At 46.2% G+C, this 25,364-nt stretch carries 23 protein-coding genes; 11 read left to right on the forward strand and 12 right to left on the reverse strand.

Features of this window, described 5'->3' with window-relative positions:
• Nucleotides 1-263: 263 nt before the first annotated feature.
• Nucleotides 264-1,298 (forward strand): C40 family peptidase, encoded by a 1,035-nt coding sequence (locus BAZ21_RS01815; RefSeq protein ID WP_068496491.1) that lies wholly within the window; start codon nt 264-266, stop codon nt 1,296-1,298.
• Between the two features lie 14 nt (nt 1,299-1,312).
• On the opposite strand, the gene BAZ21_RS27570 is transcribed toward BAZ21_RS01815, so the two are convergent.
• Entirely contained in the window at nt 1,313-1,480 is a 168-nt protein-coding gene (locus BAZ21_RS27570; protein WP_084011487.1) for a transposase, read from the reverse strand.
• Between the two features lie 241 nt (nt 1,481-1,721).
• Here BAZ21_RS27570 and BAZ21_RS01820 point away from each other — a divergent pair, with 241 nt between their 5' ends.
• The gene (locus BAZ21_RS01820; RefSeq protein WP_373441503.1) at nt 1,722-2,054 is read left to right on the forward strand and encodes a GNAT family N-acetyltransferase; all 333 of its coding nucleotides are present in this window, start codon (nt 1,722-1,724) and stop codon (nt 2,052-2,054) included.
• 210 nt (nt 2,055-2,264) lie between these two features.
• Here the strand turns inward: BAZ21_RS01820 and BAZ21_RS01825 are convergent, their stop codons facing one another.
• Entirely contained in the window at nt 2,265-3,698 is a 1,434-nt protein-coding gene (locus BAZ21_RS01825; RefSeq protein WP_068496493.1) for a helix-turn-helix domain-containing protein, read from the reverse strand.
• A 282-nt stretch (nt 3,699-3,980) separates the two neighbouring features.
• On the opposite strand from BAZ21_RS01825, the gene BAZ21_RS01830 reads away from it, so the two are divergent.
• The 6 genes from BAZ21_RS01830 (at nt 3,981) to BAZ21_RS01855 (ending at nt 10,814) form a co-directional block, all read left to right on the forward strand.
• Entirely contained in the window at nt 3,981-4,187 is a 207-nt protein-coding gene (locus BAZ21_RS01830) for a hypothetical protein (RefSeq protein ID WP_068496495.1), read from the forward strand.
• 28 nt (nt 4,188-4,215) lie between these two features.
• Nucleotides 4,216-4,419 (forward strand): hypothetical protein, encoded by a 204-nt coding sequence (locus BAZ21_RS01835; RefSeq protein WP_141694931.1) that lies wholly within the window; start codon nt 4,216-4,218, stop codon nt 4,417-4,419.
• A 125-nt stretch (nt 4,420-4,544) separates the two neighbouring features.
• Complete coding sequence (locus tag BAZ21_RS01840) at nt 4,545-5,222, forward strand: tetratricopeptide repeat protein (RefSeq protein WP_068496499.1); 678 nt, start codon at nt 4,545-4,547, stop codon at nt 5,220-5,222.
• Between the two features lie 240 nt (nt 5,223-5,462).
• The gene (locus BAZ21_RS01845) at nt 5,463-6,866 is read left to right on the forward strand and encodes an efflux RND transporter periplasmic adaptor subunit (protein WP_256019330.1); all 1,404 of its coding nucleotides are present in this window, start codon (nt 5,463-5,465) and stop codon (nt 6,864-6,866) included.
• Nucleotides 6,863-9,952 carry an efflux RND transporter permease subunit gene (locus tag BAZ21_RS01850; protein WP_068496501.1) on the forward strand — a complete coding sequence of 1,030 codons (3,090 nt, stop codon included), beginning with the start codon at nt 6,863-6,865 and terminating at the stop codon, nt 9,950-9,952. Before BAZ21_RS01845 ends, BAZ21_RS01850 begins: the two co-directional genes overlap by 4 nt.
• On the forward strand, nt 9,933-10,814 hold the full coding sequence (locus BAZ21_RS01855) for a TetR/AcrR family transcriptional regulator (RefSeq protein WP_068496503.1): 882 nt from the start codon (nt 9,933-9,935) through the stop codon (nt 10,812-10,814). Before BAZ21_RS01850 ends, BAZ21_RS01855 begins: the two co-directional genes overlap by 20 nt.
• 105 nt (nt 10,815-10,919) lie before the next feature.
• On the opposite strand, the gene BAZ21_RS01860 is transcribed toward BAZ21_RS01855, so the two are convergent.
• From BAZ21_RS01860 to BAZ21_RS01895, 8 genes are all read right to left on the reverse strand, one after another.
• Complete coding sequence (locus BAZ21_RS01860; protein ID WP_068496505.1) at nt 10,920-11,558, reverse strand: GDSL-type esterase/lipase family protein; 639 nt, start codon at nt 11,556-11,558, stop codon at nt 10,920-10,922.
• A 68-nt stretch (nt 11,559-11,626) separates the two neighbouring features.
• Complete coding sequence (locus BAZ21_RS01865) at nt 11,627-12,049, reverse strand: GNAT family N-acetyltransferase (protein WP_068496507.1); 423 nt, start codon at nt 12,047-12,049, stop codon at nt 11,627-11,629.
• A gap of 38 nt (nt 12,050-12,087) precedes the next feature.
• Nucleotides 12,088-12,642 carry a nucleotidyltransferase family protein gene (locus BAZ21_RS01870; protein ID WP_068496509.1) on the reverse strand — a complete coding sequence of 185 codons (555 nt, stop codon included), beginning with the start codon at nt 12,640-12,642 and terminating at the stop codon, nt 12,088-12,090.
• Between the two features lie 20 nt (nt 12,643-12,662).
• Nucleotides 12,663-13,916, reverse strand: a complete 1,254-nt coding sequence (locus tag BAZ21_RS01875; protein WP_068496512.1) for an MDR family MFS transporter — start codon at nt 13,914-13,916, stop codon at nt 12,663-12,665.
• Nucleotides 13,917-14,324: 408 nt separating this feature from the next.
• On the reverse strand, nt 14,325-14,774 hold the full coding sequence (locus tag BAZ21_RS01880; protein ID WP_068496514.1) for a MarR family winged helix-turn-helix transcriptional regulator: 450 nt from the start codon (nt 14,772-14,774) through the stop codon (nt 14,325-14,327).
• Nucleotides 14,775-14,931: 157 nt separating this feature from the next.
• Nucleotides 14,932-15,381, reverse strand: coding sequence for a VanZ family protein (locus tag BAZ21_RS01885; protein WP_068496517.1), 450 nt, complete (start codon nt 15,379-15,381; stop codon nt 14,932-14,934).
• Nucleotides 15,381-16,049, reverse strand: a complete 669-nt coding sequence (gene rpiA, locus BAZ21_RS01890) for a ribose-5-phosphate isomerase RpiA (protein WP_068496519.1) — start codon at nt 16,047-16,049, stop codon at nt 15,381-15,383. Before rpiA ends, BAZ21_RS01885 begins: the two co-directional genes overlap by 1 nt.
• Nucleotides 16,050-16,110: 61 nt before the next feature.
• A complete protein-coding gene (locus BAZ21_RS01895) occupies nt 16,111-16,581 on the reverse strand; it encodes a GNAT family N-acetyltransferase (RefSeq protein ID WP_068496521.1) in 471 nt (156 codons plus the stop codon).
• A 465-nt stretch (nt 16,582-17,046) separates the two neighbouring features.
• Here BAZ21_RS01895 and BAZ21_RS01900 point away from each other — a divergent pair, with 465 nt between their 5' ends.
• The 3 genes from BAZ21_RS01900 (at nt 17,047) to BAZ21_RS01910 (ending at nt 23,770) form a co-directional block, all read left to right on the forward strand.
• Nucleotides 17,047-18,816 (forward strand): methyl-accepting chemotaxis protein, encoded by a 1,770-nt coding sequence (locus BAZ21_RS01900; RefSeq protein WP_068496523.1) that lies wholly within the window; start codon nt 17,047-17,049, stop codon nt 18,814-18,816.
• A 142-nt stretch (nt 18,817-18,958) separates the two neighbouring features.
• Nucleotides 18,959-22,654 carry a non-ribosomal peptide synthetase family protein gene (locus BAZ21_RS01905; RefSeq protein WP_068496525.1) on the forward strand — a complete coding sequence of 1,232 codons (3,696 nt, stop codon included), beginning with the start codon at nt 18,959-18,961 and terminating at the stop codon, nt 22,652-22,654.
• A gap of 117 nt (nt 22,655-22,771) precedes the next feature.
• Nucleotides 22,772-23,770: a polysaccharide deacetylase family protein gene (locus tag BAZ21_RS01910; RefSeq protein ID WP_068496527.1), complete on the forward strand. Its 999-nt coding sequence runs from the start codon at nt 22,772-22,774 to the stop codon at nt 23,768-23,770.
• A 110-nt stretch (nt 23,771-23,880) separates the two neighbouring features.
• Here BAZ21_RS01910 and BAZ21_RS01915 read toward each other — a convergent pair whose 3' ends face one another.
• Both BAZ21_RS01915 and BAZ21_RS01920 read right to left on the reverse strand, forming a co-directional pair.
• Nucleotides 23,881-24,501 carry a TraX family protein gene (locus tag BAZ21_RS01915; protein ID WP_068496529.1) on the reverse strand — a complete coding sequence of 207 codons (621 nt, stop codon included), beginning with the start codon at nt 24,499-24,501 and terminating at the stop codon, nt 23,881-23,883.
• A gap of 19 nt (nt 24,502-24,520) precedes the next feature.
• Nucleotides 24,521-25,231, reverse strand: a complete 711-nt coding sequence (locus BAZ21_RS01920) for a CBS domain-containing protein (protein ID WP_068496531.1) — start codon at nt 25,229-25,231, stop codon at nt 24,521-24,523.
• Between the last annotated feature and the right edge of the window lie 133 nt (nt 25,232-25,364).

The raw sequence follows: 25,364 nt of genomic DNA on the forward strand, positions 1-25,364 counted from the left end.
ATTATTTTATCTTTATTTTGTTTTGACGTCAACAATAAAACAAAGATATTTTATTGTTTTATTTTTGTTTATTTTGTTTTTTTGAAAAAAAGACCTGCTATCCTTCGTTTTTTAAAGCGCTACTTAATAAGCCTCGACTGACGCGGGCAATTCGGTTCCTTTGACGAGTATCCTGCAGAATCGCCCCAATATTTGGTACACAACTAATCGGAGGCAGCCTCGTACAACTTAGATGAACACATTAACAACGAGGTGATGACAGCATGACAATCAACAAAGGAGTATTGCTGGCTCTGCTGGCGGTATCGGTGCTCCAAGCAAGCCCATCTTATGCGAAGTCGGTACCGCTAACTCCGGTGACGACCGTTTATGTGGATGACCATCCGCTTCAGCTTGTCGCCCAGCCGCTGCTGCTAGACGGGACAACACTCGTCCCCATGCGCCAGTTGTTTGAGGCGCAAGGAGCCAAGCTTTCCTGGGACGGATTCAGCAAAACCGTAACAGCAACCAAAAACGACACGGTGCTGACCTACCGCATCGGGGAGCACGCTGCCACCCTAAACGGCAATACGCTGTCCCTGAATGTTCCCGGACAGATTGTTGAGGGCAACACGATGATTCCACTGCGTTTTGTGAGCGAAGCACTTGGGAGCACAGTGAAATGGGATGCCCTGACCCGGACGATCCGGATTGTCTCAAGGAACGATTTTTTCACAACGGTTCTTTCCAAGGTCAACCTGCGCAGCGAACCGGACTCATCGGGAGCTTCCCCTTCCCTGCGGCTTATTCCAGCCGGCGAAAAGGTTCATGTCATCCGCGAGGTCAATGCCCTCTGGCTGGAAGTGCGCACTAAAGACAACCTGACCGGATACATATCGGCAAAACCAAAATACAGCGATTATACCAGCCCATCCCTGGCGGAACGGCAGGGAGATGAACTGATTGCCTACGGGGAGAAATTCCTCGGTGTCCCTTATGAATTCGGCGCAGCAACCGGCCAGACATCGACCTTTGATTGTTCTTCTTTTGTGGGGGAAGTGTTCCGGCATACGCTCTCCATCGACCTCCCCCGTGTCTCTTACGATCAGGCTAAAGAAGGCCGGAAGGTCGGCCTAAACGAGCTGCGCAAAGGCGACCTGCTGTTCTTCAGCCCACGCGGGCTGGAGATCGGCCATGTGGCTATCTATGCAGGGAACAACAAATTGCTGCATACATTCTCCAAAGAACGCGGCGTGCATTTTGACACGCTTGACGATAAATGGCAGAAACGTTTCGTAACAGCGCGCAGGCTGTTTTAGGACGAGCCGGATAACTAATAACAGCAGGCTATTCCATGGCCCGTAAAGTCAGGCAGCTCCCGCCATGGTGCTCCTGATGGTGCCACCCAGAGCACCACATTCATGATCTTCTGATTGCCTTTTGCCGGACGCTTCCCTTGCGGTTTGCGTTCAGGCGGCAAAAGGTCTTGAATTTTCCCCATCCGAGCTGCCTATATAGGTTTAATAGATTGTGCAAAAAACATGAATATGTCTGCTATAATTAGACCAAAAAAATGACTTAATCCAAAAGTACTGCTGCAAAATAGCCTCTCAAATACAACTAAGGAGGTATTATACTGCAATGGATACTAGGCTACGGTGGAGTACAAAATCTGGATGAGTTGCTGGTTGTTTTTAAAAAATGAGTAGAGTCTATTGAATATATAGACAGGAAGAATAGTTATGCAATTCGATACAAAAAGGCTTATCATTCGTGATATTTGTAGATCTGATTGGGAAAGTATACATATGTACACGTCATTGCCTGAAGTTACCAGACACACAGCATGGGGATCGAATACAGTAGAAGATACCAAGGCGTATATAGAACAGGTTCTTGCTTCTCAACAGGAACAGCCACGACAAGATTACGAACTTGCAGTTTGTCTGAAAAACGATGGAACCCTGATCGGCGGTATTGGTATTCATGTCAAAAATACGAACGCAGAAATGGGATATGTTTTAAATCCAGTTTACCAAGGGAATGGTTATGCAACAGATTGGAATGCGGCGTAAAGGTCTAATGCGGGAACACTGGTACTATAAAGACAAATTTCATGATTCATATTTGTACTCTATTCTTATTGAAGAATATGCGAGGATATAAATGCATTCTCATATTTTGTACTATGTTATCAGTAGAATATAATTAGTTAGAAAGCAGAAAACCCTTACCACAAGTTGGAAAGGGTTGATATCATTATGTAGTTTATGTGGGTTGTGTGCTTATAATAAGTTTGATTTTGTTTTATCAAGTCCAAGTAACAACAAAGTAATATAATTACGATGACTAAGATCAAAACTTTCGTTTTTCTTAACCATTTCCAACAAATTCCTGTACTCGTTTCTTTGGAATTCGCTGACTTGATCTTTGCAAGACTCAAAAAGAGATATTCCCTGAATAAATAGACTACTATTATTAAGTAGGATGGTTGCCTCCAGCATTTTTAAAATATTATCTGCTACATCTCTAATCTGTCCGTTACGCAACAAATAAATAGCAAGCTGATAGTGAAAATTCAAACGCCAGCCAGTATAGATATTTTCTTCTTGGTGCTCTGGCTTTAACATTCTGTTAGATAATTTAGCGAGCGTATCTTCTATTGCAAATCCATACTTATTTGCTGCTTCTGTTATAACTACTAGACCAGGTAGAACCTCATGCGGATGATCGAATAAATATTGGGTATAATCTTCTAAATTATGGGCATACCCCATGAGCATATCCAATGTGTAAGAATTGGCTACAGCAAACGTTTTATAATTCTCCACATCAATCTTTCCTTGTTCATCCAAATCTTCGAACCAACTTAAATCAGCGTATCCTTTAATATATTTTTTAGATTCTTCATACAAACCTTGCTTCTCACAAGCAGTTGCCTTCATCAGATACCCCTGACCCCAATACACAACAAGGCTTCGTTCTGTATTTAACGGGACATGTTCCTGTTTCCTTACTTTTTTTTGTACTTCTTCATGATAGACTATCTTAATCAATCCGCATAATTCGTCTGCATATTGCCCCAATCTATCCCAGTCACGTAAAGTGAAGTAAACTCTTCCCAACTGTAATAATCCATCCAACTGATAATTCACAGGTAAACGATTACGAAAAGGTGCAAATCGGGTTACCGCATCTCTATTCTTTTCTAAATCCTTCCCCAATGCTGCCCGAAACAACCGATATTGACTAACTGCCAAACGCTCGGAATGCTGATATCTTTCATGCTCCACTACACATTCATAAAATACAAGTGCTTCCTGAATATTCCCTTTGAAATGCAACTCCTCTGCAATTTCGAACACCAGAGAGAGATAATTCAAATCCTCCATCATACGAGATAGTACTTGCTCTATACAATCCTTTTTACCAAGCTCAGTGCAGCGCAATAAAAAGGGTTTTACACGGCTACGATGCGGTTTACCTGACAAAAAACATTCATCTACATATAACTCATAAAAGCAACCCTCTGGGTTTCCTAATGTAACATTAATTCGATCTAAATGCTGAACCGATAATGGTCGACTCGGATATTCACTAAGCAACGAACTGAGATGACTGGAGGTGATAGCTGATGCTTTCGCAAAATTTGACAAGTTATAGCCTCTTTTTTGCATACACTTCCGAATTTCTGTACGGATTGCAATTGCATATTCCATAAACCTTCCTCCTAGCATCGGAATACACCAAACAACGAAATTGACCTATATTTTATGGATACTGTTTTTTTTACATAGCACTCCGATTATACAACTAATTTAGAATAAATATCAATAATATCCAAACTGAATTCGCCTTTCACATTTTTAATATAGAGCAGAAATTATGGTAATTCATAGTATTCTAAAAAAAATCAACAAATTAGTAAACTGAGCATCATGGTAATAGTTCAATTTGTCCCTTTACTAATCCCTGTAAATAATACAAAGAAGGTGAATCTATTGGACAACAATAAGAAGCATCCTGTAACACCCTTTGGATGGGCGATCAAGCAAAAGCTTGTAGAAAGGCAAATGGATCAGCAGACGTTTTGTGAGTTGTATCAAATTCCGCCTTCCCGGCTGTCCAATCTCATTCATGGTACAAGAAAGGCCAAACGACACAGGAGACTGGTATCCCAATACCTTGGCATTCAGGAAGAAACATAGACGCTTATGTACATACAAGGAGGAATCTTTGAACATGCGACATTTCCACAAGCATCAACCTGAACGTTGTGTGCTCTGTCATTCTACGGATTCGATCATTATTTCCAAAGGAGCATACCTGTGTGCCCATTGTTATCTCAAAAGCACGTACAAGTCCCCCACCGAGGTAGAGAGCTACCATCGTGCCAAAGTCGCTTTTCTAGTAAAGCTGTACATTGAGCATCACAAATAAAATTTCTTTTCGCACCCCTAATGTATACCACCTCCAAATATCATCATGCTAATGACCCTTCAAGTTAACGTATGCTATAATGTGGAAAGTATGGATGGATACATGTACAGGAGGACTAGAGCAGGATGATTGGGAAATTTCTCATTTTTTCTCTACTATGGAGTTTACTTGGCAACCCGTTTCTCGCGCTGCTTGTACTGCTGATTGTGATCTATATATTGGATCGCAGCTTTGTGGGTGTACTGCCCAGCATCAGCAAGCCATGGAAAAGAAGACGCAACGCGGCACGGCTGCGTCAGCAGATTGCGCTAAATACCAATGATGTAGCTGCCAAGTTCGAGTTGGCTCGAATTTGGATCGAAAGCAAGAGATATCATCAGGCTTTGGAGCTTCTACTGGAAATTCAATCCCGTTATGAAGATTCCGCCGATTACTGGAATGCACGGGGAACGGCTGAAGTGCACACGGGCCATCTGCAAGATGGGGAACACCATTTACTGAAAGCACTGGACATTAACCCGCGGGTGCAATACGGTGAACCCTATTTGCACTTAGCCGCAGCTTTCAAGGAACACGACGTAAATAAGTCGCTGCACTATCTGCAGCAATTTCAGGAAATTCAGTCCTCTTCCAGCGAAGGCTATTATCTGACAGGCTTGATGTACCGAATGCTGGGACGCAAGGATGAGGCCACGGCAGCCTTTAACCAGTCGATTGCCGTCTATCGTTCGCTGCCCAAATACCGTAAACGAAGTGAGCGCAAGTGGGCTGTACGCAGCTTATTTCGTAAATTAATAGGCTAGACGGATCTATATTTTACCTTAACGACCTTTCTCTTCTTTTGGGAAAGGTCGTTTTTACGTTTCATCCACACAGCTCCTCCACACATTTCATCCATCGACCTGAATCGAATCATTTTGATCCTCCTGATCAGCGTTTTATTTTGTAACCTGCTATTGACATGCCACAAATCAGGTCATATAATCCGCTTATAAACCTTAGAGTTTATAAATAAACTCAAAAGTACAGAAAGGACGATCATCTTGTTGAAATTTACGCTCTACATATCTGTCATATTCATTCTTTTGTTTTCCTCAGCTTGCTCATCTACAGGATTGAGCCAGAATGAAGCAGCAGAACAACAAAAGCAAAAGGTGGAAGCAATGGTTGTTAAAAAAGAGCCGCTGTCTGCTTCTTTTAACCTTTCAGGCACGCTGCAGCCGTACGACGAAACCATCGTATCCTTTGAGCTATCCGGCTTGATACGCGATACTCTTTTAGATGTGGGAGATTCCGTATCCAAAGGCCAGGTAATGACGAAGCTCGATTCATCCAGCTATCAGCTACAGCTGGAGCAGGCCGATACGGCCATTCTCGAAGCCCGGGCAGGCATCAAAAATGCGACAGCAGCCATTTCAAGTGCAGATGCCTCTATCCAATCTGCTGGTGCCCAAAAGGCGGCGGCCCAGGCCGGAGTCAACAAAGTAAATAAGGGCGCCCGCGAGCAGGAAAGGGCACAGGTCCGTACCAAAGTGCAAAGAGCGCAGTCCGCTTTGACTAAAGCACAAGCCACCGCTGAACGCACCAAGCTTTTATATGATCAGGGAGCTGCGACCAAAAACGATTATGAAAATACGCAGCTCGCTTTAACCAACGCCTCCAAGGATCTGGAGGATGCGCAAGAAGCCCTCTCCTTAATACAGGAGGGAGCCACATTAGAAGATCGACAATCGGCGGAATCCAGCTTGCGACAGGCCCAAGCCGGGAAAGAATCGGCCATCGCCGCAAAAGAACAGGCAGAAGCCTCCAAGGATAACTCTTCCGCAGCGTACGAGCAGGCGCTCATCGCGAAAAAGCAGGCTGAGCTTGCTCTTTCCAAAACGTCCTTAAAAGCACCGATTTCCGGCGTTATTCTGGAGAAAAAGGTAAACGCCGGGCAATTGGCAAGCGCCGGACAGCCGGTGTATCGCATCGGACAAATTGATCAGCTGAAGGTGCTGCTTCCCGTTCCAGATTATGAAATAAAGAACTGGCAGCCAGGGCAGACCGTGCGGGTTCAGCTGTACAATGAAAGCAGAGAAGGAACCGTCAGCCAAATTTATCCGGCTACCAACTCCAATACAGGCAGCATCAATGTGGAAGTGATCATTCCCAACTCCAAGCATGATTGGGCTCCGGGACAAGTCGTCAAGGCGGACCGGCAGCTCTCCCAGAGCGAGCAGATCATGCTTCCGGCCAAGGCGGTGGTTAATAACGGCACGGATACATTTGTATATAAAGTAGTGGGCAACAAGGCAGTAAAAACGGTCGTGAACGTCGGTCAGATGTCCGACAACAAGCTTGAAATTACCAAGGGCCTCCGTGTCGGAGAGCGTGTGGTTACAACCGGAGTAAACCTGATTTATGATGGGCTAGCCCTTCAGGTCACGGAGGGAACAAGCAAATGATTGAGTATTTTATCCGGAAGAAAAAACTGATCCTCTTTATTTTTGCGATGGCGATTGTAGCGGGATTTTATAGTGCCTCTCAGCTTCCCCGGCAGGAAATGCCGGATATCATTCAGAAAACCGCCATCGTTACAACACTCTACCCGGGAGCTGCTCCTGAAAAGGTAGAACAGACGGTTACAAAGCCCCTGGAGCAAAAAATGAAGGAGCTCAATCATATTAAAAAAATCTCCTCGACCTCCGAAAATGGGCTTTCGACCATTGTCATTGAGACGGAAGGCTACGCCAATGCCAAGGAAGTCTGGGATGAGCTGCGCAAAAAAATGAACGATGTCCAATCCGCACTGCCTGCAGACGCGCAAAAGCCTGTCGTTTACGATGATTTGAACAAGGTATTTATCCATTCTTATGCCATCACGGCGGATTCGGCGAAGCAATTATATCAATTAAATGATATGGTGAAATCCTGGCGAGATCAGTTAAAAACGGTCCCCGGCGTGTCAGAAGTGATTATCAAGGGATTGCCGGAGCAAGAGGTGCAGATTCAAATCGATGCCCAAAAGCTCCAGCAGTACCATATCAGCTGGGAACAGCTGATGAATGCGGTACAAAAGGAAAATGAGCAAAATCCGATCGGTAATCTGGATTACAATGAACGCACATACCGAATGAATGTGTACCAGTCCAAGAATGCACAGGATTTGAATAAAGTCATCATTTCCAGAACCGAAAGTGGAGCGCCTGTCTATCTCCAAGATGTCGGGACCGTATTGCTTACACATAATACCAGCAGCTATATGGCCTTTTTTAACGGTAAACCGGCCATTACCCTGACGATTAACGGTAACACCGGCTCGGACGTTGAGACCATTTATGGCAAAATAAATGAAGAAATGAAGCTGTTACAACCGGAACTGCCGAATACGTACCAATTGAATACGTTATTTTCACAAACCGAGCGGATCAATCATATTTTTTCAAACTTGACCCGTGAATTGCTGTTTGCGATTGCAGCTGTTATTCTCGTATGTACCCTGGGCTTGAATCTGATGACCTCCGCCTTTGTGGCGCTCGCGATTCCGATTTCGATCGGCATCGGCTTTATCCTTCTTCCCCTGCTCGGTGTGACGCTGAATCAGGTTACGGTCATCGGCTTGATTATCGTAATGGGGATTCTCGTCGATGATGCTGTAGTGGTCAATGACAATATCGAACGCAGAATGGTAACGATGGGAGAGAGTCCCAAAATCGCTGCAATACATGGAACCAAGGAAGTGGCCGTTTCGATTCGGACCGCCACTCTGGCCACTGTCGCCTCCTTCGCTCCGCTTTTCTTTATATCCGGAGATGCCGGTTCCTTTGCCAAACCATTGCCTTTTTCTGTTATCCTTACTTTGTTGTCTTCCATGCTTATGGCTCTTACTGTCATCCCGATCTTTAGAGAATGGTATGGACAGCGAAGTCAAAAAACAAACGGCTCCACAAAGCCGTCCGGACTTTTGGGTAAACAAATTGACGCTCTACGTAATGTATATGCCGGCAAGCTGATTCCCAAGGTGCTGAAACGTCCTGCCTTATATGCCGCCTCGGGATTGTTGATCAGTACCACATTATATGGTGTGCTTGCGTTTATTCCGGTCGACCTGTTCCCCAGAACAAACGATCCGCAATTAAGCATTAATGTACGCATGCCGACCGGAACTTCTATAGAAGAAACCAGACAGGTAACCGAAGATATTGCCAAATGGGTGAAACAGCAGCCTCATGTGCGTACCATCAGCTATGCCGCCGGCGGGGATGCTCCTCCGTTGTTTCAGGATATGACCGCTGATGCCAAAACAGGCACAACCGTGGGGCAGATTGCTGTCGTCGGTGAAGAAGGCGAGTTTGATCCGGATGAAATGGCGGAGCGCTGGTCCACTGTTTTAAAGGATCGCTATCCGGGGCAATCCATCTCCGTCAAAATAGCCAAAGTCGGGCTGCCGCTCGGCAAGCCAATCTCCATTCGGATTTTGGGTAATGATGTGAACCAACTCCGTACCTTGTCCCAACAGCTTAAAGAAGCCGTTATGGCTACAAAAGGAACCCAGGACGTTAATGACAATATGGAGAATGAAGGGTATACACTGGATTTCCAATTGAACAAACAAGCCATGGACCAGTATCTGGTAAGCAATAATGATCTGACACGGACACTCCTGCTCATGGGCAATGGGGTCAGCTTCAGCAGGTTTGATACCGGCAATGATTTAATTAATATTAAGTTAAAGGTCGATCAGGCGGACCAGAATCCGGAAATATTGTTCCAGCAATTGAATGTGACCAATGCCAACGGGGTTCAGATTCCCTTATCCCAACTAGCGGAGTTAAAGCCATCATTTGCAACGCAAAAAATGAACCATTATAATTTAAAGCGTTCCATTGCGGTAGAAGCGGAAGTTCACGGACGGACGGCTTCCGAAGTTATGAAGGATGTCGAGCTGAAATTGCAGGACATCAAATTCCCTCCGGGATACACTTGGGAAATCGGCGGAGAGCTTTCAGAACAATATGATATCTTGGCAGAATTGGGATCACTATATGTGGTCGTCCTATTTTTAATCTTCATGCTTATATTTCTGCAATTTTATTCCTTCACGACCCCGCTTATCATTCTGACCACGGTATATATGGCGGCTGCAGGCGGATTTCTCGGCCTGTTCCTCCTGAATATACCGATCACTTTTATGGGTGTGCTGGGCTTGATGACCCTGGCGGGCATTATCGTGCGTAACGGCGTTGTACTGATTGAATTTATTGAGGAGGCCAGACGCGAAGGGACAGATCTGAAAGAGGCTGTAATTGCGGCGACCAAAGCACGTTTTCGTCCTATACTGCTTACGTCAGTGACGGCCATTGTCGGGCTGCTCCCGATTGCCCTTATTGGAGAACACATGTTTAGACCTCTGGCGTATACCGTTATATCTGGATTAATGTATTCCACAATCCTTACTATGTTTGTAGTACCTTCCCTGTATATGGTTATAGCCCGGTGGAAATTAAAAAGACAGAGCAAAGGGGGATACAATGAAGAAAATAACGAGTGAGGATATCATTTATGCTGCCCTTTCCCTATTCTCGGAAAAGGGATACGATGCCACCTCGGTCGATGAGATTGCACGTAAAAGCGGAATGGTGAAGGCTTCCTTTTATAAACACTTTCAAAGTAAAGAAGAGTTGTTATTGGGGACAATCGTCCTGATTGAAAAACTTCTTGATACAGATATTAAAGAGCTATATTTGAAGCATCAGCTATCCCCGCGTGAAAAGTTGAGGCAACTATACTTGATTGCTTTGGGTCGAATTTATAAAAACAAGATTCATTTGCTGGTGTACTCTGTTCCCTTAATCGGTTCAAAGGAAGTAACAATCGCCCAAGCCATTGATCGTCTTGAACATCATTTTTCTAACCTGATCGTTGAATTCTTAATTGAGGCTTATGGACCATCTATACGCGTCTATGCGTACGATATTGTTTTTATCGTTAAAAGTATCATTATTAATGCCTTCCGAATGAGCAGCTCAGAGCTGTCCCAGACGGAGCACCAAGCACTGGCTGAATTCATCGTCAGTATTGAGGACATGATGGCTCAAGGAATGCTGAACCCGAATCATCAGCACCAGATTATGTGGAGCCCTGACACCAGCCTATATGAAGGCTCCGACCAGTTCTGGACCAAGGGAAAACAAATCTCCTATGCGCTGCAGCGTATGGATACGGTTCTGAAACAAACTGAATTAAGTGAAGCTACCCGAAATGAATATGTGCAAATCCTAAGCAGATTACAGAGTGAACTCTCGGAAGAAAACGTGGAAATAGCTCACGTGAAAGCCCTCCTTCTATTTTTGGGGCAGCTGCCCGAGTTACAGGAAGACTGTACCAGGCTGAAGGCTATATTGGAAGTTTAGCACGCCGAAATGCATAAAAAGAGGTTCATGATCGTCAGATCTACTGCCATCATGAACCTCTTTCTTTAATATGCATATTGTACGATCAAAAGCTTCCTCCCACGCTCACCGTAATGGCGCATACCCAAGCCGATTCAGCTCTTCTGCAATCACGCGATAACCACGACTGTTCGGATGTATCCGATCCAGCGACAGCAGCGCCCGTTCATTACCCTCAAACGCAGGATAAATATTCGCCACCCGGTAATTCGGTCCGCCCAACGTATGGAGGAACGAGTTGTACTGGCGCACATATACCCCCGCTTCCCTGACTCCTGGAAAAGGATTATACAATCCTACCATTCGTATGATAAATGGCTCACGCTGACCGGACTTTATCTGATACAGGGCATGCACTATTTGGCGTACATGCTCTTTGGTGCGGTTCAGGGCTTGCGGAATGGAAGAACCCGACGAACCGGGGCCTCCAGCAAGTGCGCTGATATATGGTCGCAAATCATTTCCACCGATCGTTACCGTTATGAGTTCAGCTCGGCTGAGCGCCGACCGAAAAAGCGGATTGTTGCGGATCAACGACAGCAGTTCCTGCGATGTCAGTCCGTTGATTCCCAAATTCTCGTAGCTGACTGGCGTATAGAGATGTCTTTCCGCCATTCGTCGATAGATGGATGTAAATCCGCCGCTCAGCAGTGTGCCTGCACCTGTCGTTAAAGAATCTCCAATTGCTGTGTAGTGGTACGCCAATGAAACCTACCTCCCTCCGACATAATCTATCTTATGTGGAAAAAGGGAGGCGCGACCCGGAGATTCGCTTATTCTTCGTCTATTTCATATATACAATGGAATTGCCCACCACCCGGCAAATCCTCCGCTCCATACACAGCGAATCCCACATTGCGAAAGAAATCCGCCCCTTCCGCATCTGTTTCTACCGTGAGTCGTTTCGGGTTACGCTCCTTAATGAGCGTAAGCAGCATGCCTCTGCCATAGCCTCGATGACGATTTTCAGGCAATACAGCCAGATGATGGAGCACGATCGTTCCATCCTCCCGCTCCTCAAATCCGACAACACCTACGATAAGTCCTTCATCTTCCACACCGAACAGCTTCCATTCATCCGAGGTTTGGTAGAAACGTAAAGCTTCCTCTCCCTGTTCAGGACGATCCAGCACCGCATAAGTCAGCAGCTCCAGAACCTCCTCTTGATCCAAATCATTTTTTATATCTTTAAACATTGTTAATCGTCTCTCCTTATCCTGCTGGCTCATAGTATCTAATTCTCCACAATAAGCAAAGGCCAGTTATCCAGCCACTGCTTCTCAAATACACGCTGACGAAAAGCCGTCGTGTGACGGAACAATGGACTTTGACGTACCCGCATATCCAGCAGATCGTTTAATCCATGCGGACAAATGACCTCCATTTGGTCCTCGTCATTCAGTCTAATGGCTACTGCCGTCGCCGTCTCTGGCCAGTGGCTCATGGCATCCTCTATTGAGGAATACGGGGCTTCCCCGTTGCGGATATGCATCCGCGCCTGATTTTTGACAGACCAGTTACGCCCAGCCTGCTTACGATTCAAGGACAGCTCCAGATGCTCATCTCGTTCCTCCAGCGTATTTTTCGAATCAAAATAAATGACATCTATATCATTGAGAGGTGTAGCGGTCGTATAACCATGCAGTTTATCCCACACCCGATTACGTACATAGCCTGCGGCAATACAGCCTTGAGGCAGCCTCAGTGACCGTACATAGCGCAAGTCTTCAAGAACCTGCGGATCATTCATCATGTGTATGATTCGCTGTATATCTTCTTCCAGCTTCATGCTGCACTCAGCTCCTTAGTTTAAGATGACAGTTGTTGTACGGGCTCTCCAGTCTCAGCCGCAATCCGGGCTGTACGCTGAGCCAGACGGCGGTGGGCTACCAGCAAAAACGGAATGCCCAATACGACCGACAGCGTAATCGGAACAAAAACGGCAAGCGGTGCCGTTTGGCCATAGCTATCCAGCAACCAGCCGCCAAACAAAGGAGCCAGCACACTGCCCAGATTATTAAAGCCAATCGTACCAAAGTAGGTCCCTTTATATTGAGCATCTGCAATCTGATCTATCAGCACATCCAGCATCGTGAACAACAACACTTCACCTATTGTAAACAGCACCATATCCAGTATAAACAACCAGCCTGAATTTAGCATACTGAACAGCAACAAACTGACCGCAATGCATAGATTTCCTGCAATCAAGGAATTCACTGGGGAAAAACGGCTTGCCAGCCGCACCAGCGGATATTGGAAAGCCAATACGCAAATCGCGTTGGCCGTAAGCATGTATGTAAACCACCGGGTTCCTTCCGCGAAGGATAACGATAAAAATTGAGGCATCGTGGAATTGGAATGAGCATAGCCCATCACGCAAAATACGGTTCCCAGCAAAATCGGCATAAATATTGGATCACGGCTGGCTGTACGGAACGCTTCCCCCATCCGCAGCGGAGCTTCTCCCGTCGTGGTTCCTACATGCAGATCGGAGGCATACCGGGCAAATTGAATCAACAGCAACACCCCATACAAGGCGTATACACCAGCTGCTACCATAAATGGCGTTCCCGTAGATGCAGAGCCCAGCAGCAAACCGAGCAGCGGTCCTGCCACCACACCTACATTAATGGCCGCATACCTCATATTGTAGATAAGCAGCCTTTTTTCCTTGGGAGTCACATCCGATAACAGTGCCCGCGAGGTTGGCTCGAACAAGGACTTGCACAGTCCATTTAGGGCATTAATGACAAAAAAGGCCCAAGCCGCTTCAGCCAACGCAAACGCAACGAAAACAAGCGCCCAACTGGCGATGGACACCAGCATCACTTTACGTCGTCCGATGCGATCCGAAATATATCCACCGTAAAAGCTGGCAAAAATACCGACCAGCGAGCTGACCGATACGATCACACCCGTATGAAAGGGAGATACCCCCAGACGAGTGGTCAAATAAATGGACAAAAACGGTATACTCATCGATGTCGCCATCCGACCAAAGATAGTACCAGCAATAATCGTCCATGCCAGTGGGTGAATCGAACGTAGCTGTTCTTTCATGTATGTCTCTTGTGCCCCCCTTCTCTGTCCCGACTCCTTAAAAAAACCTGCACACCACATAGAAGCGTTGTGTGCAAGTCCAATAAGGGGGAATGATCTCAATTTTGGCCGATAAATCGTTCCAGTTCTACACACGTTGCCTGATAGACAGACTGGAGCGCAGGAGCTGGGGAATACATCCGAGCGTGACTATTAGATAATTATACCTGATTTGCGTCTCTACATTAACCCTACTTCCCCAAAATGCGACAAAAAAAATAAAATACCGGAAATACGGTATTTTATCTAAAAGCATAGCATACTTAACCTGCAGTCTGAACGTGTACAGCTTATGATTAGTCGTTACTTTTTTTGTCTCTCAGCTCTCTCTCAGCTTTGCCCCTCAGCTCTCTCTCTCAGCTTTGCCCCTCAGCTCTGTCTCTCAGCGGTTAGTCCAAGCTTTTTTAGCAAACGAATGGCCTGTTCCTTCTCTTCCACAGACAGACCATCCACCGTCTCCATAATAACACGATGATGCTGTGGAAATATTTGCTCAAAGAAATGGCGTCCTTCGTCGGTCAATTCTGCATAAATCACACGTCGATCATCTTGTGACGCACGCCGGGTGAGCAAGTTTTTTTTCTGGAGTTTATCCACGACATACGTTATATTCCCACTGGAGATGAGAACCTTTTCTCCGATTTTTTGCAAGGGCTGCGGTCCGCGATAATATAACAGATCAAGTACACCAAATTCTGTTGTATTCAATCCATGACTATGAATATCGCGATTTGTGCGGGACGTGACCGAATTATAAGCACGGGCCAGCACAACAAACAAGTTAAGCGCCAAGTCCTGATCATCTGGTTTTACAGACATAGTAACAGCCTCCGTTAGTCATATCTTTATTCAAAGATATCTTAATTGCAAACTTTTGTCAAGTTTAAGCGTTTATCCCTACCGATCATTACAATTCATTATGTAAAAAAGCCCACTCCCCACCAGTCATGTGGCACTGGCGCGCGGAGCAGGACTTTTATGATGCAATCCCTAACCTGTTTCGTAAAAGCACATAGCCAGCTCGGCCACAACATACACCCACAACATTCAGGATGATATCGTCCACATCCATTGTACCTGCGCCGAGAAGCATTTGGGACACTTCAAGAATGACCAGCGCGGCCACCACCGTTAACAGCAGCCTGCCTATCCTGCGCATGGACACCCAAATGATCGGCAAAAGAACGCCGAAGGGAATGAATACGCCAATATTACCCAGCAAATTAACACCCCATACCCGAAAAGGGAACGACTGCATCGCCCGCCAATATTGTCTAATTGTATCAAACGGAACGATATTGTACGAATACGGAGGTCCCGGTCGCAGGGTACGCCCAAACCCGAGAAACATCCAGTATAACAGAAGCGCTGTATATAAAATGAATAGCACAAATGCCACATTACGAAGCAGTCGGGTACCTGGCATTACTTGTTACGAATGTCGATCTGTCCATTAGCTCGTGCGATAATGACCTGATCCGCCATATTAATGAACAATCCGTTTTCGACGACCCCCGGAATTTGATTCAAGCGGATTTCCAGCTCTTGCGGGTTCTCAATCGTTCCATAGCGGCAATCGGCAATATAATTACCGTTATCCGTCAGATAACGCTCTCCGTCTTGGATACGCCATTCCGCTTGGCAGCCTGTCTGCCGCAAGGCCTCCAACGTCCATTCACTGGCAAAAGGTACGACTTCAACAGGCAGAGGAAATGCGCCTAGCACCTTTACATCCTTCGACTCATCCACAATAACGATTAATCGGTCGCTGTTGCTCTCCACGATTTTTTCTCTCAGCAGAGCTCCGCCCCCGCCCTTCACCAGCACCAGTTGCTCATTCACTTCGTCTGCCCCATCAATGGTAACGTCGAGCCTTCCAATCTGATCAAACGGAATGATGGGAATTCCCAGTTCTCTGGCCAAATCCTCCGAGGCTTGGGATGTAGCTACAGCCTGTATATGTAATCCTTGCGCTACACGCTCACCGATTTTTTGAATTGCCCAATAAGCTGTCGAGCCTGTGCCAAGTCCTACTTTCATGCCATCCTGAATCGCCTCTACTGCTTTTTCAGCCGCTTTTTGCTTCAAATTCATGCTCATCTCTCCTGCTATATAGGCTAGTATTGATTCACTATTCATTGTATATGAAAACGTTTTATAAAGACAGAGGCAGGTTTTTACCATAACAAAGACTGTTAACATCGTGTTCATACTCACCGAATCGTTCAATCGGCTCGTAACCCTGCTTCGTATAAAAAGCAATCGCTTCAGGTTGAGGCGCGCCGGTCTCCAGCTTAATCCTTACGATTCCCCGCTTTCGAGCCTCATCCTCCAAAAAGGATAACAAGCTGACAGCAATTCCTTGCCTGCGATAAGAGGGGTCAACATAAAATCTTTTAAGCTCCATCTCTTCTGCATCTATAGGTCTAAGCCCTCCACAAGCAACAGGTTTTGCATCCATGTACACAACAGCGAAAATCATTTCCTTCACTTTCGGATTGGAAAAATCAACCAAATATATTTCGTCGGCAGGATACCTTTTCAGCAAATCCTCATCCAGCTTTTGAATTAATTCATGCAGATCCGCATGGTCACTCTGAACCTTTACAATCGTAAGCTTGGACATTCTTCTCCTCCCTCTTCCCTATACATAGATATATTGACTCATTTCGCAAACAATTCACAAAAAACGCGACAATTCGAGCATTTAGGACGCCTGCTATGAAAAATGTCCCAAATTGACAAGTGCAATTAACTCTATTATAAAGTATGATGGTTTCTGTTGAATAGTCGCTTATGGACTGAAACAAATTCGAATTTCAAGTTGAAGTATAAATTGGAAAATACTGAAACACACACAGCGTTTACCTATTAAATTTTATTTTTTTATGGTGTGAAGTATTCATTTCATGGGCTTTTTGTACGACATATATATAAGGATACATACTTGTTCGAAGAAGGACTAAAGACCTAATACATAGAATTCAAGGGTCTATTTTCTCTATTATTACGTTTGTAAGGGGAACTTGATTATCTCATTAGATAAGCGGTTCAACACCATATACAAAAATACAACCAGGGAGTGAGCATTTTGAAAAAGTGGAGTAGCTTATCATTCTTCACCAAGAACTTATTATTATCATTCTTCAACATCGTATTGATCGGGCTAGTCCTCATCGTGTCCAGCTATCTGATCCAACGTACGATTTTGATAGACCAACTGCACGGGCAAGTAGAGAAAATCACATTGAAGTGGGCCCAAGGCATTAAGGCGGATGAAGTATCCCAAGCCGTTCAAGAAAAAAATTATGACGGACCCGTTCAAGTCAAACTCCGTGCCTACCTGGATAATATTATGGCAACGAATCCGAATATCGCTCATGCCTATATTTTCGGGACGGAGCTGGAAGGCGGCGATCAGACATCCATTGTTGCGATGCCGACCGATCTGAGAGAATCATTTGAAAAAGATAAAATGGGTGTTGGCGCTATGTACCAGCAGCCTAACGTCGTAGCAGTAAGCCTGGCCGATATGCTGGACAGCGGCAAACCAACCTTCACCAGCTTCTACGATGACTCTTTTGGTACATGGACCACTTTGATGACTCCGATTAAAGATCCAAGTGGCAAAATCTTTGCATATTTTGCTGTCGATGCAGATGCCGGTGCTGTACCTGCCGGATTGACCAAGCTGCTCATTAGCGGTGCAACCATTTTGGTCATTTTCCTACTGATCTGTCTGGGGCTTCAATATTGGGTTGTAAGACGTACGTTGACGCCGATTAAGCAACTCATGTACGGCATCAGCGAAGTAAGCAAAGGAAATCTGGACGTTCAAATTCATGCAGGCCAGGATGATTTGGGATTGGTGAATCAGAACTTCAATGACATGGTGAGCCATATTAACAGCATCATGACCAAAGTGAAGCAGACAACGGATGAAGTCAATGAATCGGCGAAGGAACTGCTCGCAATCTGCGAACAAAACGGTGTTAATTCAAACATCATTAATCAGAATATCAATGAAATTACGGATAACATCCGTGCACAAGAAAAAGCAACAGGGGATAGCGCACGAGCCATGTCTGAAATGGCTTCAGTCATCCAAAATATCGCAGCCAGCTCTGCTACTGTTGCAGAAGAAGCAAATTCGGTCGAGAAGCGCTCTAACGAAGGTAACGAAATTATAGGCAAGGTTTCTTCGCAAATGCATTTAATTACAGACTCTGTTACCAATACATCCCGTATCATCAAGCTGCTGGATAGCCGTTCGCAAGAAATTGGCAACATTATCGGTACGATTTCAGGTATTTCCAGCCAGACGAATCTGCTTGCCTTGAATGCTTCTATTGAAGCAGCGCGTGTCGGTGAAGAAGGCAAAGGCTTTGCCGTCGTTGCCAGTGAGGTGCGCAAGCTGGCAGAGCAATCTGCAGAAGCAACCAAACAAATTACAACCCTAATAGAAGAAATCCAAAGTGAAATCGGGCAAGCGGTAATTTCCATGGGGAAAGGTAACGTTGAAGTTCAGAATGGGATCGTTGTAGCTGGGCAAGCTGGTGAGCTGTTCAATGACATTTTGCATGCAACTAAAAATGTAGCATTGCAAATTCAAGAAGTATCCAGTGCTACGGAGGAAATTTCTGCAGGTACACAAGAAATGACAGCAACTGCAGACGATCTCTCTTCCACTGTAAGCAAAACAGCTAGCAACAGCATTCATATTGCACAAACGGTTGATGAACAAAAAGCTTCTCTGGACTCCATCATAGATTCGTCCTATAAATTGTCATCTATGTCTGAAGAGCTTCAGGAAATTACTTCTTATTTTAAAATTAAGGACACCAACCGTACCAAATCATAACAACCATTCTATCGACTCCAATGCTTTTTCATAAGCAAGTCGCTCAGTAATGCCTCCCTCCTGTTCATGCATTTGAAGGGATGGGAGGTATTGCTGACTTTGCCCATATATGAAGATATCAAACATTCAGGAGGTAAGCGTAATGGCTTCAATACTACAAAACAGTTCACAAACAGCGCCGTCCCCGTTCCTGGTTCCCTTGGATTTTGCACGTATACAACGCAAGCATACATACTCTACTTATCGAGTAGAGCTAGAACCGTCCATCTCTGAGCTGCTGAGCCAGCAAACAGCAGCGGAAGTCAAACACGCGTTGCTATTATCAGCGTATACCGCATGGGTATACCGTCTGTCCGCAGAAGAAGAAGTTTCTTTTTCTACTTTTGTGCCTCAATCGGGTCTGCTTACAGCCTCACTGACGATCGAAAAGGAAACGACTTTCCATGGACTGACAGGCTTGTTTCAGGAAATGCTTCGTAAGTCTGACGCTTACCTGGCAGAACCGCAAGCCGATACGTCATTTTCGGCAAATCTGCCTACAGACGGCGGTGCAGAATCCCGTATTCTGGACTGGGCTGTCAGCGAAAACAGCGGCTCTTATCAAATACAGATACGGTATGATGATTCACTCCTTCTGGAAACAACGATTGTCCGGTATGCAGAATATTTCGAAACCCTTCTGCGTGGCGCACTAATCAGCAGCCATGCTCTTGTGAATTCAATTGATATATTATCTGATGCCGATCGAGCTGCTCATGAAGCTTTAAATAATACAGTCGTGAAGTATCCTGAGCATCAAACCATTCACGGAATGTTTGAGGAGGCGGCTTCACAATATCCTGATCGTCCGGCTATCGCTTCCCATGCCGGAGAGTATACGTACCGGGAGCTGAACGAACGTGCTAACCAGGTCGCACGTGTGTTATTGTCCAAGGGTCTTGCCAAAGGCGAATTCGTGACCATCTTCATGGAACGGAGCCTGGAGACCGTTATTTCCCTGCTCGGCATCCTGAAAGCCGGTGGTGTGTACGTACCTGTCGATCCAGCCCATCCCGCTGACCGGAGTAGCTACATTGTTGAGGATACGCGTTCTCCCTTTGTCCTAACGACTTCCGCACTGATGGAGCAAGCGACTGAACTGTGCGGTTCCATTGATACAGTAAAAGAAATTCTAGCCATTAACGGACCACTCGCGGGCTATGCCGCAAGCAATCCGAACGTTAATGTAGGTCCGGATGATCTCGCTTATGTTATCTATACATCCGGCTCGACAGGCAAACCGAAAGGTGCCTTGATCGCTCACCGCGGGGTCGTTAACCTGGGGGCTGTTGTGCAACGCGATTGCGATATCACACCTCAGGATGTATTGACCCAATTCGCGACCTATAGCTTCGATGCATCCGTTTGGGATACGATTGGAGCCTTGTTCTACGGTGCAAAGCTGTACCTGCTGTCTTCCGAAGAACGCGTATCCGTTGAAGAATTCGCAGAAGCCATCGCACGTACCGGAACGACGATTATTACCATTTTGCCGACGGTATTCTTTAATCAGCTGTCTACGTACTTATCAGACGAAGGCTATCGCAAACTTGCCAAAGTACGGATTGTTACCGTGGCAGGCGAAGCGCTGTACGGCTCACAGGTTCGAGCGTTCCAGAGCAAGTTCGGCACAGATACAGACATTGTCAACGTATATGGACCGACCGAGTGCACCGTGGCGACGACGACCCACCGTGTTCGTGGTGCTGTGCCTGAGCATGTCGTTAACATTCCGATTGGCAAACCCATTTACAATTACAAAGTCTACATCGTCAACGAGGGTAACAAGCTGTGCCCTGTCAATATTCCAGGTGAAGTGTGCATTGCTACTCCTGCGCTGGCCCATGGCTACCTCCATCAGCCGGAGCGTACAGCCCAATCGTTCGTGGACAACCCTTTTGTTCCGGGTGAAAAAATGTACCGCTCGGGTGATATCGCCAAGCTGCTGCCAGACGGCACGATTGAATACGTAAGCCGGAAGGATTCGCAGCTCAAAATTCGGGGAAACCGGATCGAAATCGGGGAGATTGAGGACCATTTCTCCAAGCATCCGGGCGTTCAGGACGTGGCTGTCGTAGCCGTTAAGGATCATACAGATCAAAATATGCTGGTGGGCTATTTCACCACTTCAGACGGACAATCCATCCCGCAGGATGTGATTCAGTCTTATATCGGGAGCAAGCTGCCTTCCTATTTTGTACCGAGCCATGTCGTGCATCTGGAAGCCATGCCGATTTCACCGACTGGCAAGATTGACCGAAAAAAACTGGCCCTGCGCCCGCTTCCCGAAGTATCTGACCTTTCATTTGGCGGAGAGCCTGTCCGGGAAGGGACCGAAACGCTCATTGCGGGAGCATGGGCACAAGTGCTTGGCAAAAACAATATTGGCGCAACCGATGATTTCTTCCTGATCGGCGGCGATTCGCTTCGTGTCATTCATGTACTGGCTATTTTGAAGCCGCGTTATGGCGCACTGCGTATCGGAGATTTTTTCCGCTATAAAACCATTCGCGAGCTTGCAGAATACGTAGAGCAATTAGGGACAGAACAAGTGCCACAACGCAAAGCAGGGACGGTTCCTCAAGAAAAAACAGACCTGAATGAGCATCCGATCGAGCTGTCCAGCAATTCGGATATCGCTGAAGTGCGCGACATGCGTGTTATTTTGTTGACCGGAGCTACAGGCTATCTTGGTTCACACATTCTGTATGACCTGCTTCAACGGACAGAAGCCCAAGTATACGCGATGGTACGCCCTTCCCAGGACGGTCCATCCGGTATCGAGCGTATTCAATCTGTCATGACAGGATATTTCGGACCCGGTATCTCTGACTTGATCGAGGGACGAGTCAAAGTCGTATATGGAGATCTGGAGCAGACAGGCCTTGGCCTCTCTTCTGTAGACCGTCATATGCTGGAGCATCAAATCGACGGCATCATTCACAGCGCCGCTGACGTCCGCCATTTTGGCGATTCAGCAGCCTTTGATCGTACGAATGTGACCGGGACGCTGGAGCTGCTGAAAATCGCCCAAGCGAAGCCGGGAGTATCCTTCCATCATGTCTCAACGATGGGCATACCTGAGGATCTGGCAAACGAGGGAAAATGGGAATCCGTATTGGATCTGTCTTCCTTCACGGATAATCTGAACGTGGACAACCTGTACACGAACAGTAAACTGGCGGCAGAAAAGCTGTTGTTCCAAGCGGCTCAGGCAGGTACGCCTGTCTCCATCTATCGTGCAGGTAATTTGACGGCCCACTCGGCGAACGGACGCTTCCAGCGTAATATCGACAGCAATGCTTACTACCGTATGATGAAAGCGATGCTGCTGCTGGGCAAGGCGCCGCAGGCTGATTGGCATACAGACTTCACGCCGATTGATTATGCCAGCCGCGCGATCGTAGAGCTGTCCGTTCATCAAAAAAGCGCGAACCGCATTTTCCATATCTGCAATCCGAACCCACTTCCGTATGACGAACTGATTGCTATGGTCAACCAGCTTGGCTATGTTGTGGAAACCCTGCCTTTTGACGATTACAGTGCTTGGCTGCTGAATCCGTCTTCCGGTATTCAGGAGGATGCGCTTCATCTGGCTATGGGGCAGCTTGAAGGCGACGGAGCCAAGGATTCTGCTTATAGGTACGGATGCACTGTAACCGCGGCGCTGCTGGAGCAGGCGGGCGTCCAATGCCCGGTAACCGACCTGAAATTTATTCGAAACATGATCCAGCATGCCGTTGAGATCGGTTATTTCCCGGCTTCATCATCGGTATCCGCAAAAGCAACACAGAGGTAACAAAGTTGTGATATTTCCCCCGCGTGTATTAGGTATGATAGACTAGATTTTGCTAGTTTTAAATTTAGCATTAACCTCTTATACTCAGAATTTTTGCATGCGGGGGATGTCATTCAAATGAAACACATTTTTTTAAAAAGAACGCTGCTGATCATAAGCTTGATGGCTGTTCTGGGAATTTTGGTGTATGAAGCACGTACCATATATCACACACCTGTGGCTAAAGGAACTCACCGGACACGCACGGCTCATGCAGACCGACTGGTACGCCATTTGTTCTCACTTACACCTACGCCGGATAAAGTATATTACCAAAACAAAGTCATTGTCCTGATGTATCATGAGGTGACCAAGACTCCACCTGATCCCGGTGCTCTTAAGCTAAGTAATTTTACGAAGCAATTGGACGAAATGAAGGCGAACGGCTTTCGCTGGATTACCATGAAAGAGTACACGGACTTTATTTTACATAAAGCCAAGGTCCCCGATAATGCGGTGCTTATGACATTTGACGATGGTTATGAATCCTTTTATACGGACACCTTTCCGGTGTTGAAAAGATACCGTGTACCGGCGACCAATTTTCTCATCACGTCCACCATCAGCAATCCCAAGCACATTGGTATTCGAAAGCTGACATGGGATCAAATTCAGCAAATGCATGCCGAGGGGATTGATTTTTATAATCATACCAATGACCAGCATGCATACGGATATACCAACACAGCACGCACCAAGCAAAAACCGCTGCTGATGGGTCCGGTGTATTCGAAAAAGCTGGAACGAATGGAAACCGAGGAAGAGTTTAAACAGCGGGTATACACCGATCTGGATACGGCTGACAAGAAGCTGTTCAAGCATCTGCACAATGATCAGAACGTTCTTGCCTTCCCTTACGGCGGATATACCGAGGAAACGCTGAAGATTTGCCGTTCCCTGGGCATTAACGTCACGTTCACGGTGAAGCGTGGCATTAATTCGCCCGGACAAATGAACGGCTATCGCGTCAATGCAGGCGGAATACACAACATTCCGGAAGTCTTGGTGCAATATATGAAGGAGGGCGCTCCCCTTCGGCCATTGCCTTTTGCCCAAGGTCCCAACAAGGTATCATAAATGTTGTCCAGTTCATTTTAAGATAAAAAAAGAACCTTTAAACCATGTATGGGGCCAGTCCCGTCCCTATGCTCTGGTTTAAAGGTTCTTTTGGGTTGATGAGATTAAAATTAGAGCCAAATGCGAATCGCCGCAATAACAGCCAAATGCACCGGGTAAAAGCTGCGCCACAGCCAACGCGGAACCCGACTATAAAATCCGCTCTCTCCAGTTGCAAAACATGCGATCAGAATGCTGGACAGCAGACTAAAATGCTGGATATTCGCATGATGCACCAGATCATACACCACGTTCAAAGCAAAATGGGCAGCAACCATCATATATGAACGTGTGTACCGATATATAAGGACAAGCAGCAGGCCATAGGCTCCGTAATCCATCATGCTAAGCTCCATGATCAGAGCTGTCAGGACATACAGGCACGTAATTGCCGCCCAATGCTTCAAGCGGGACGCGGCAGTCAGCGCCAGCAATGAAACCAACAGCGTCCAGATCACATTCGGTCTGTACACATCAAATGCCAGCATATAGGGTAATTGGGAAATCAGAGCGAGCCCAAGTAGACGGAACATGTAGCTTCGCATATCTTTTGTCCGGGCATACCCCAAATACAACGCGTACGCATAGATGGGAAAAGCAAGCCTGCCGGCAATTCTCCAAGCCGGATCTGCCGGGAAAAATACAAGTCCGACATGGTCAATCAGCATCGTCAGCATGGCCAACCAGTACATATAAGGCCCCCTTATTGTTTTATGTCCTTTCCTCCGTCAGGCTCAAAATGGCGTTCATGATGTCCGTTTTTGTAACCCGTCCCACCAGCCCCTGAATTTGAGTTGGGAAGGCACATTGCTCGTCCAGAACCGGAAGGCAATTGACCTGATGACGCACCAGCCTCGATATGGCCTCCAGCAAGGAATCCCCCGGAAGCAGCGTTGTCATCTGTGCCCGTCGCGTCATAGCCATAGTCACGGGAACAGTGTGAAGATCCGTATGTCCCAGCATGACCTTCAGCAAATCCTTGCGGGTAACAATGCCAATGAACTCCTGCTCCTCCCCTGTAACCATTAGCGTCCCTGTATTTTGCTGAAATAGCATCAACACGGCATCATAGGCGGTAGCATCGCCGGATATCAAGATCGGTTCACTAAGTATATCAGCCACAGTCAGCTTTTTCAGCATACTGCCGACATGGCTATCATATTTTGGGTAACGCCCTGGCAAGTACCCTACCTTGGGCTTGGCATCCACCAGCCCGAGCATCACGAGCAATGCCAGATCAGAACGGAGTGTCGGTCGTGTCAGCCCCAGCTCTTCGGCAATTTTGTCCCCCGTAACAGGCGCCAGGCGCTGGACAATATCAACGATTTCACGCTGTCTTTCGGACAGTTGAATCATGATTACCTCCTTATAAAATGGGGTAGTATACATTATAGATGAGCATAGATCGGCAAATTTCAGCATTTTCCGACAATTCATCAAATTTTAATCATGTACCGCTTGTTTTCAAATTTAAAATGTGTCACAATTAAAAATGTAATACATACTAATTATAAGTTTAACGTGTGCAATAAGCTACATTTAAATATGTTCATGC

The sequence above is a fragment of the Paenibacillus kribbensis genome (genome assembly GCF_001705305.1).
In the GTDB taxonomy this organism is placed as follows: Bacteria; Bacillota; Bacilli; order Paenibacillales; family Paenibacillaceae; genus Paenibacillus; species Paenibacillus kribbensis_B.

Bases quoted from the DNA above. Each gene is read 5' to 3' on its own strand.
- BAZ21_RS01870 (WP_068496509.1), bottom strand. From the start codon at position 12,642: ATGAAGCTGGAAGAAGATATACAGCGAATCATACACATGATGAATGAT.
- BAZ21_RS01815 (WP_068496491.1), top strand. From the start codon at position 264: ATGACAATCAACAAAGGAGTATTGCTGGCTCTGCTGGCGGTATCGGTG.
- BAZ21_RS01880 (WP_068496514.1), bottom strand. From the start codon at position 14,774: ATGTCTGTAAAACCAGATGATCAGGACTTGGCGCTTAACTTGTTTGTT.
- BAZ21_RS01885 (WP_068496517.1), bottom strand. From the start codon at position 15,381: ATGCCAGGTACCCGACTGCTTCGTAATGTGGCATTTGTGCTATTCATT.
- BAZ21_RS01915 (WP_068496529.1), bottom strand. From the start codon at position 24,501: ATGTACTGGTTGGCCATGCTGACGATGCTGATTGACCATGTCGGACTT.
- BAZ21_RS01910 (WP_068496527.1), top strand. From the start codon at position 22,772: ATGAAACACATTTTTTTAAAAAGAACGCTGCTGATCATAAGCTTGATG.
- rpiA (WP_068496519.1), bottom strand. From the start codon at position 16,049: ATGAATTTGAAGCAAAAAGCGGCTGAAAAAGCAGTAGAGGCGATTCAG.
- BAZ21_RS01920 (WP_068496531.1), bottom strand. From the start codon at position 25,231: ATGCTGAAATTTGCCGATCTATGCTCATCTATAATGTATACTACCCCA.
- BAZ21_RS01840 (WP_068496499.1), top strand. From the start codon at position 4,545: ATGATTGGGAAATTTCTCATTTTTTCTCTACTATGGAGTTTACTTGGC.
- BAZ21_RS01855 (WP_068496503.1), top strand. From the start codon at position 9,933: ATGAAGAAAATAACGAGTGAGGATATCATTTATGCTGCCCTTTCCCTA.
- BAZ21_RS27570 (WP_084011487.1), bottom strand. From the start codon at position 1,480: ATGGGGAAAATTCAAGACCTTTTGCCGCCTGAACGCAAACCGCAAGGG.
- BAZ21_RS01850 (WP_068496501.1), top strand. From the start codon at position 6,863: ATGATTGAGTATTTTATCCGGAAGAAAAAACTGATCCTCTTTATTTTT.
- BAZ21_RS01895 (WP_068496521.1), bottom strand. From the start codon at position 16,581: ATGTCCAAGCTTACGATTGTAAAGGTTCAGAGTGACCATGCGGATCTG.
- BAZ21_RS01875 (WP_068496512.1), bottom strand. From the start codon at position 13,916: ATGAAAGAACAGCTACGTTCGATTCACCCACTGGCATGGACGATTATT.
- BAZ21_RS01905 (WP_068496525.1), top strand. From the start codon at position 18,959: ATGGCTTCAATACTACAAAACAGTTCACAAACAGCGCCGTCCCCGTTC.
- BAZ21_RS01865 (WP_068496507.1), bottom strand. From the start codon at position 12,049: ATGTTTAAAGATATAAAAAATGATTTGGATCAAGAGGAGGTTCTGGAG.
- BAZ21_RS01825 (WP_068496493.1), bottom strand. From the start codon at position 3,698: ATGGAATATGCAATTGCAATCCGTACAGAAATTCGGAAGTGTATGCAA.
- BAZ21_RS01820 (WP_373441503.1), top strand. From the start codon at position 1,722: ATGCAATTCGATACAAAAAGGCTTATCATTCGTGATATTTGTAGATCT.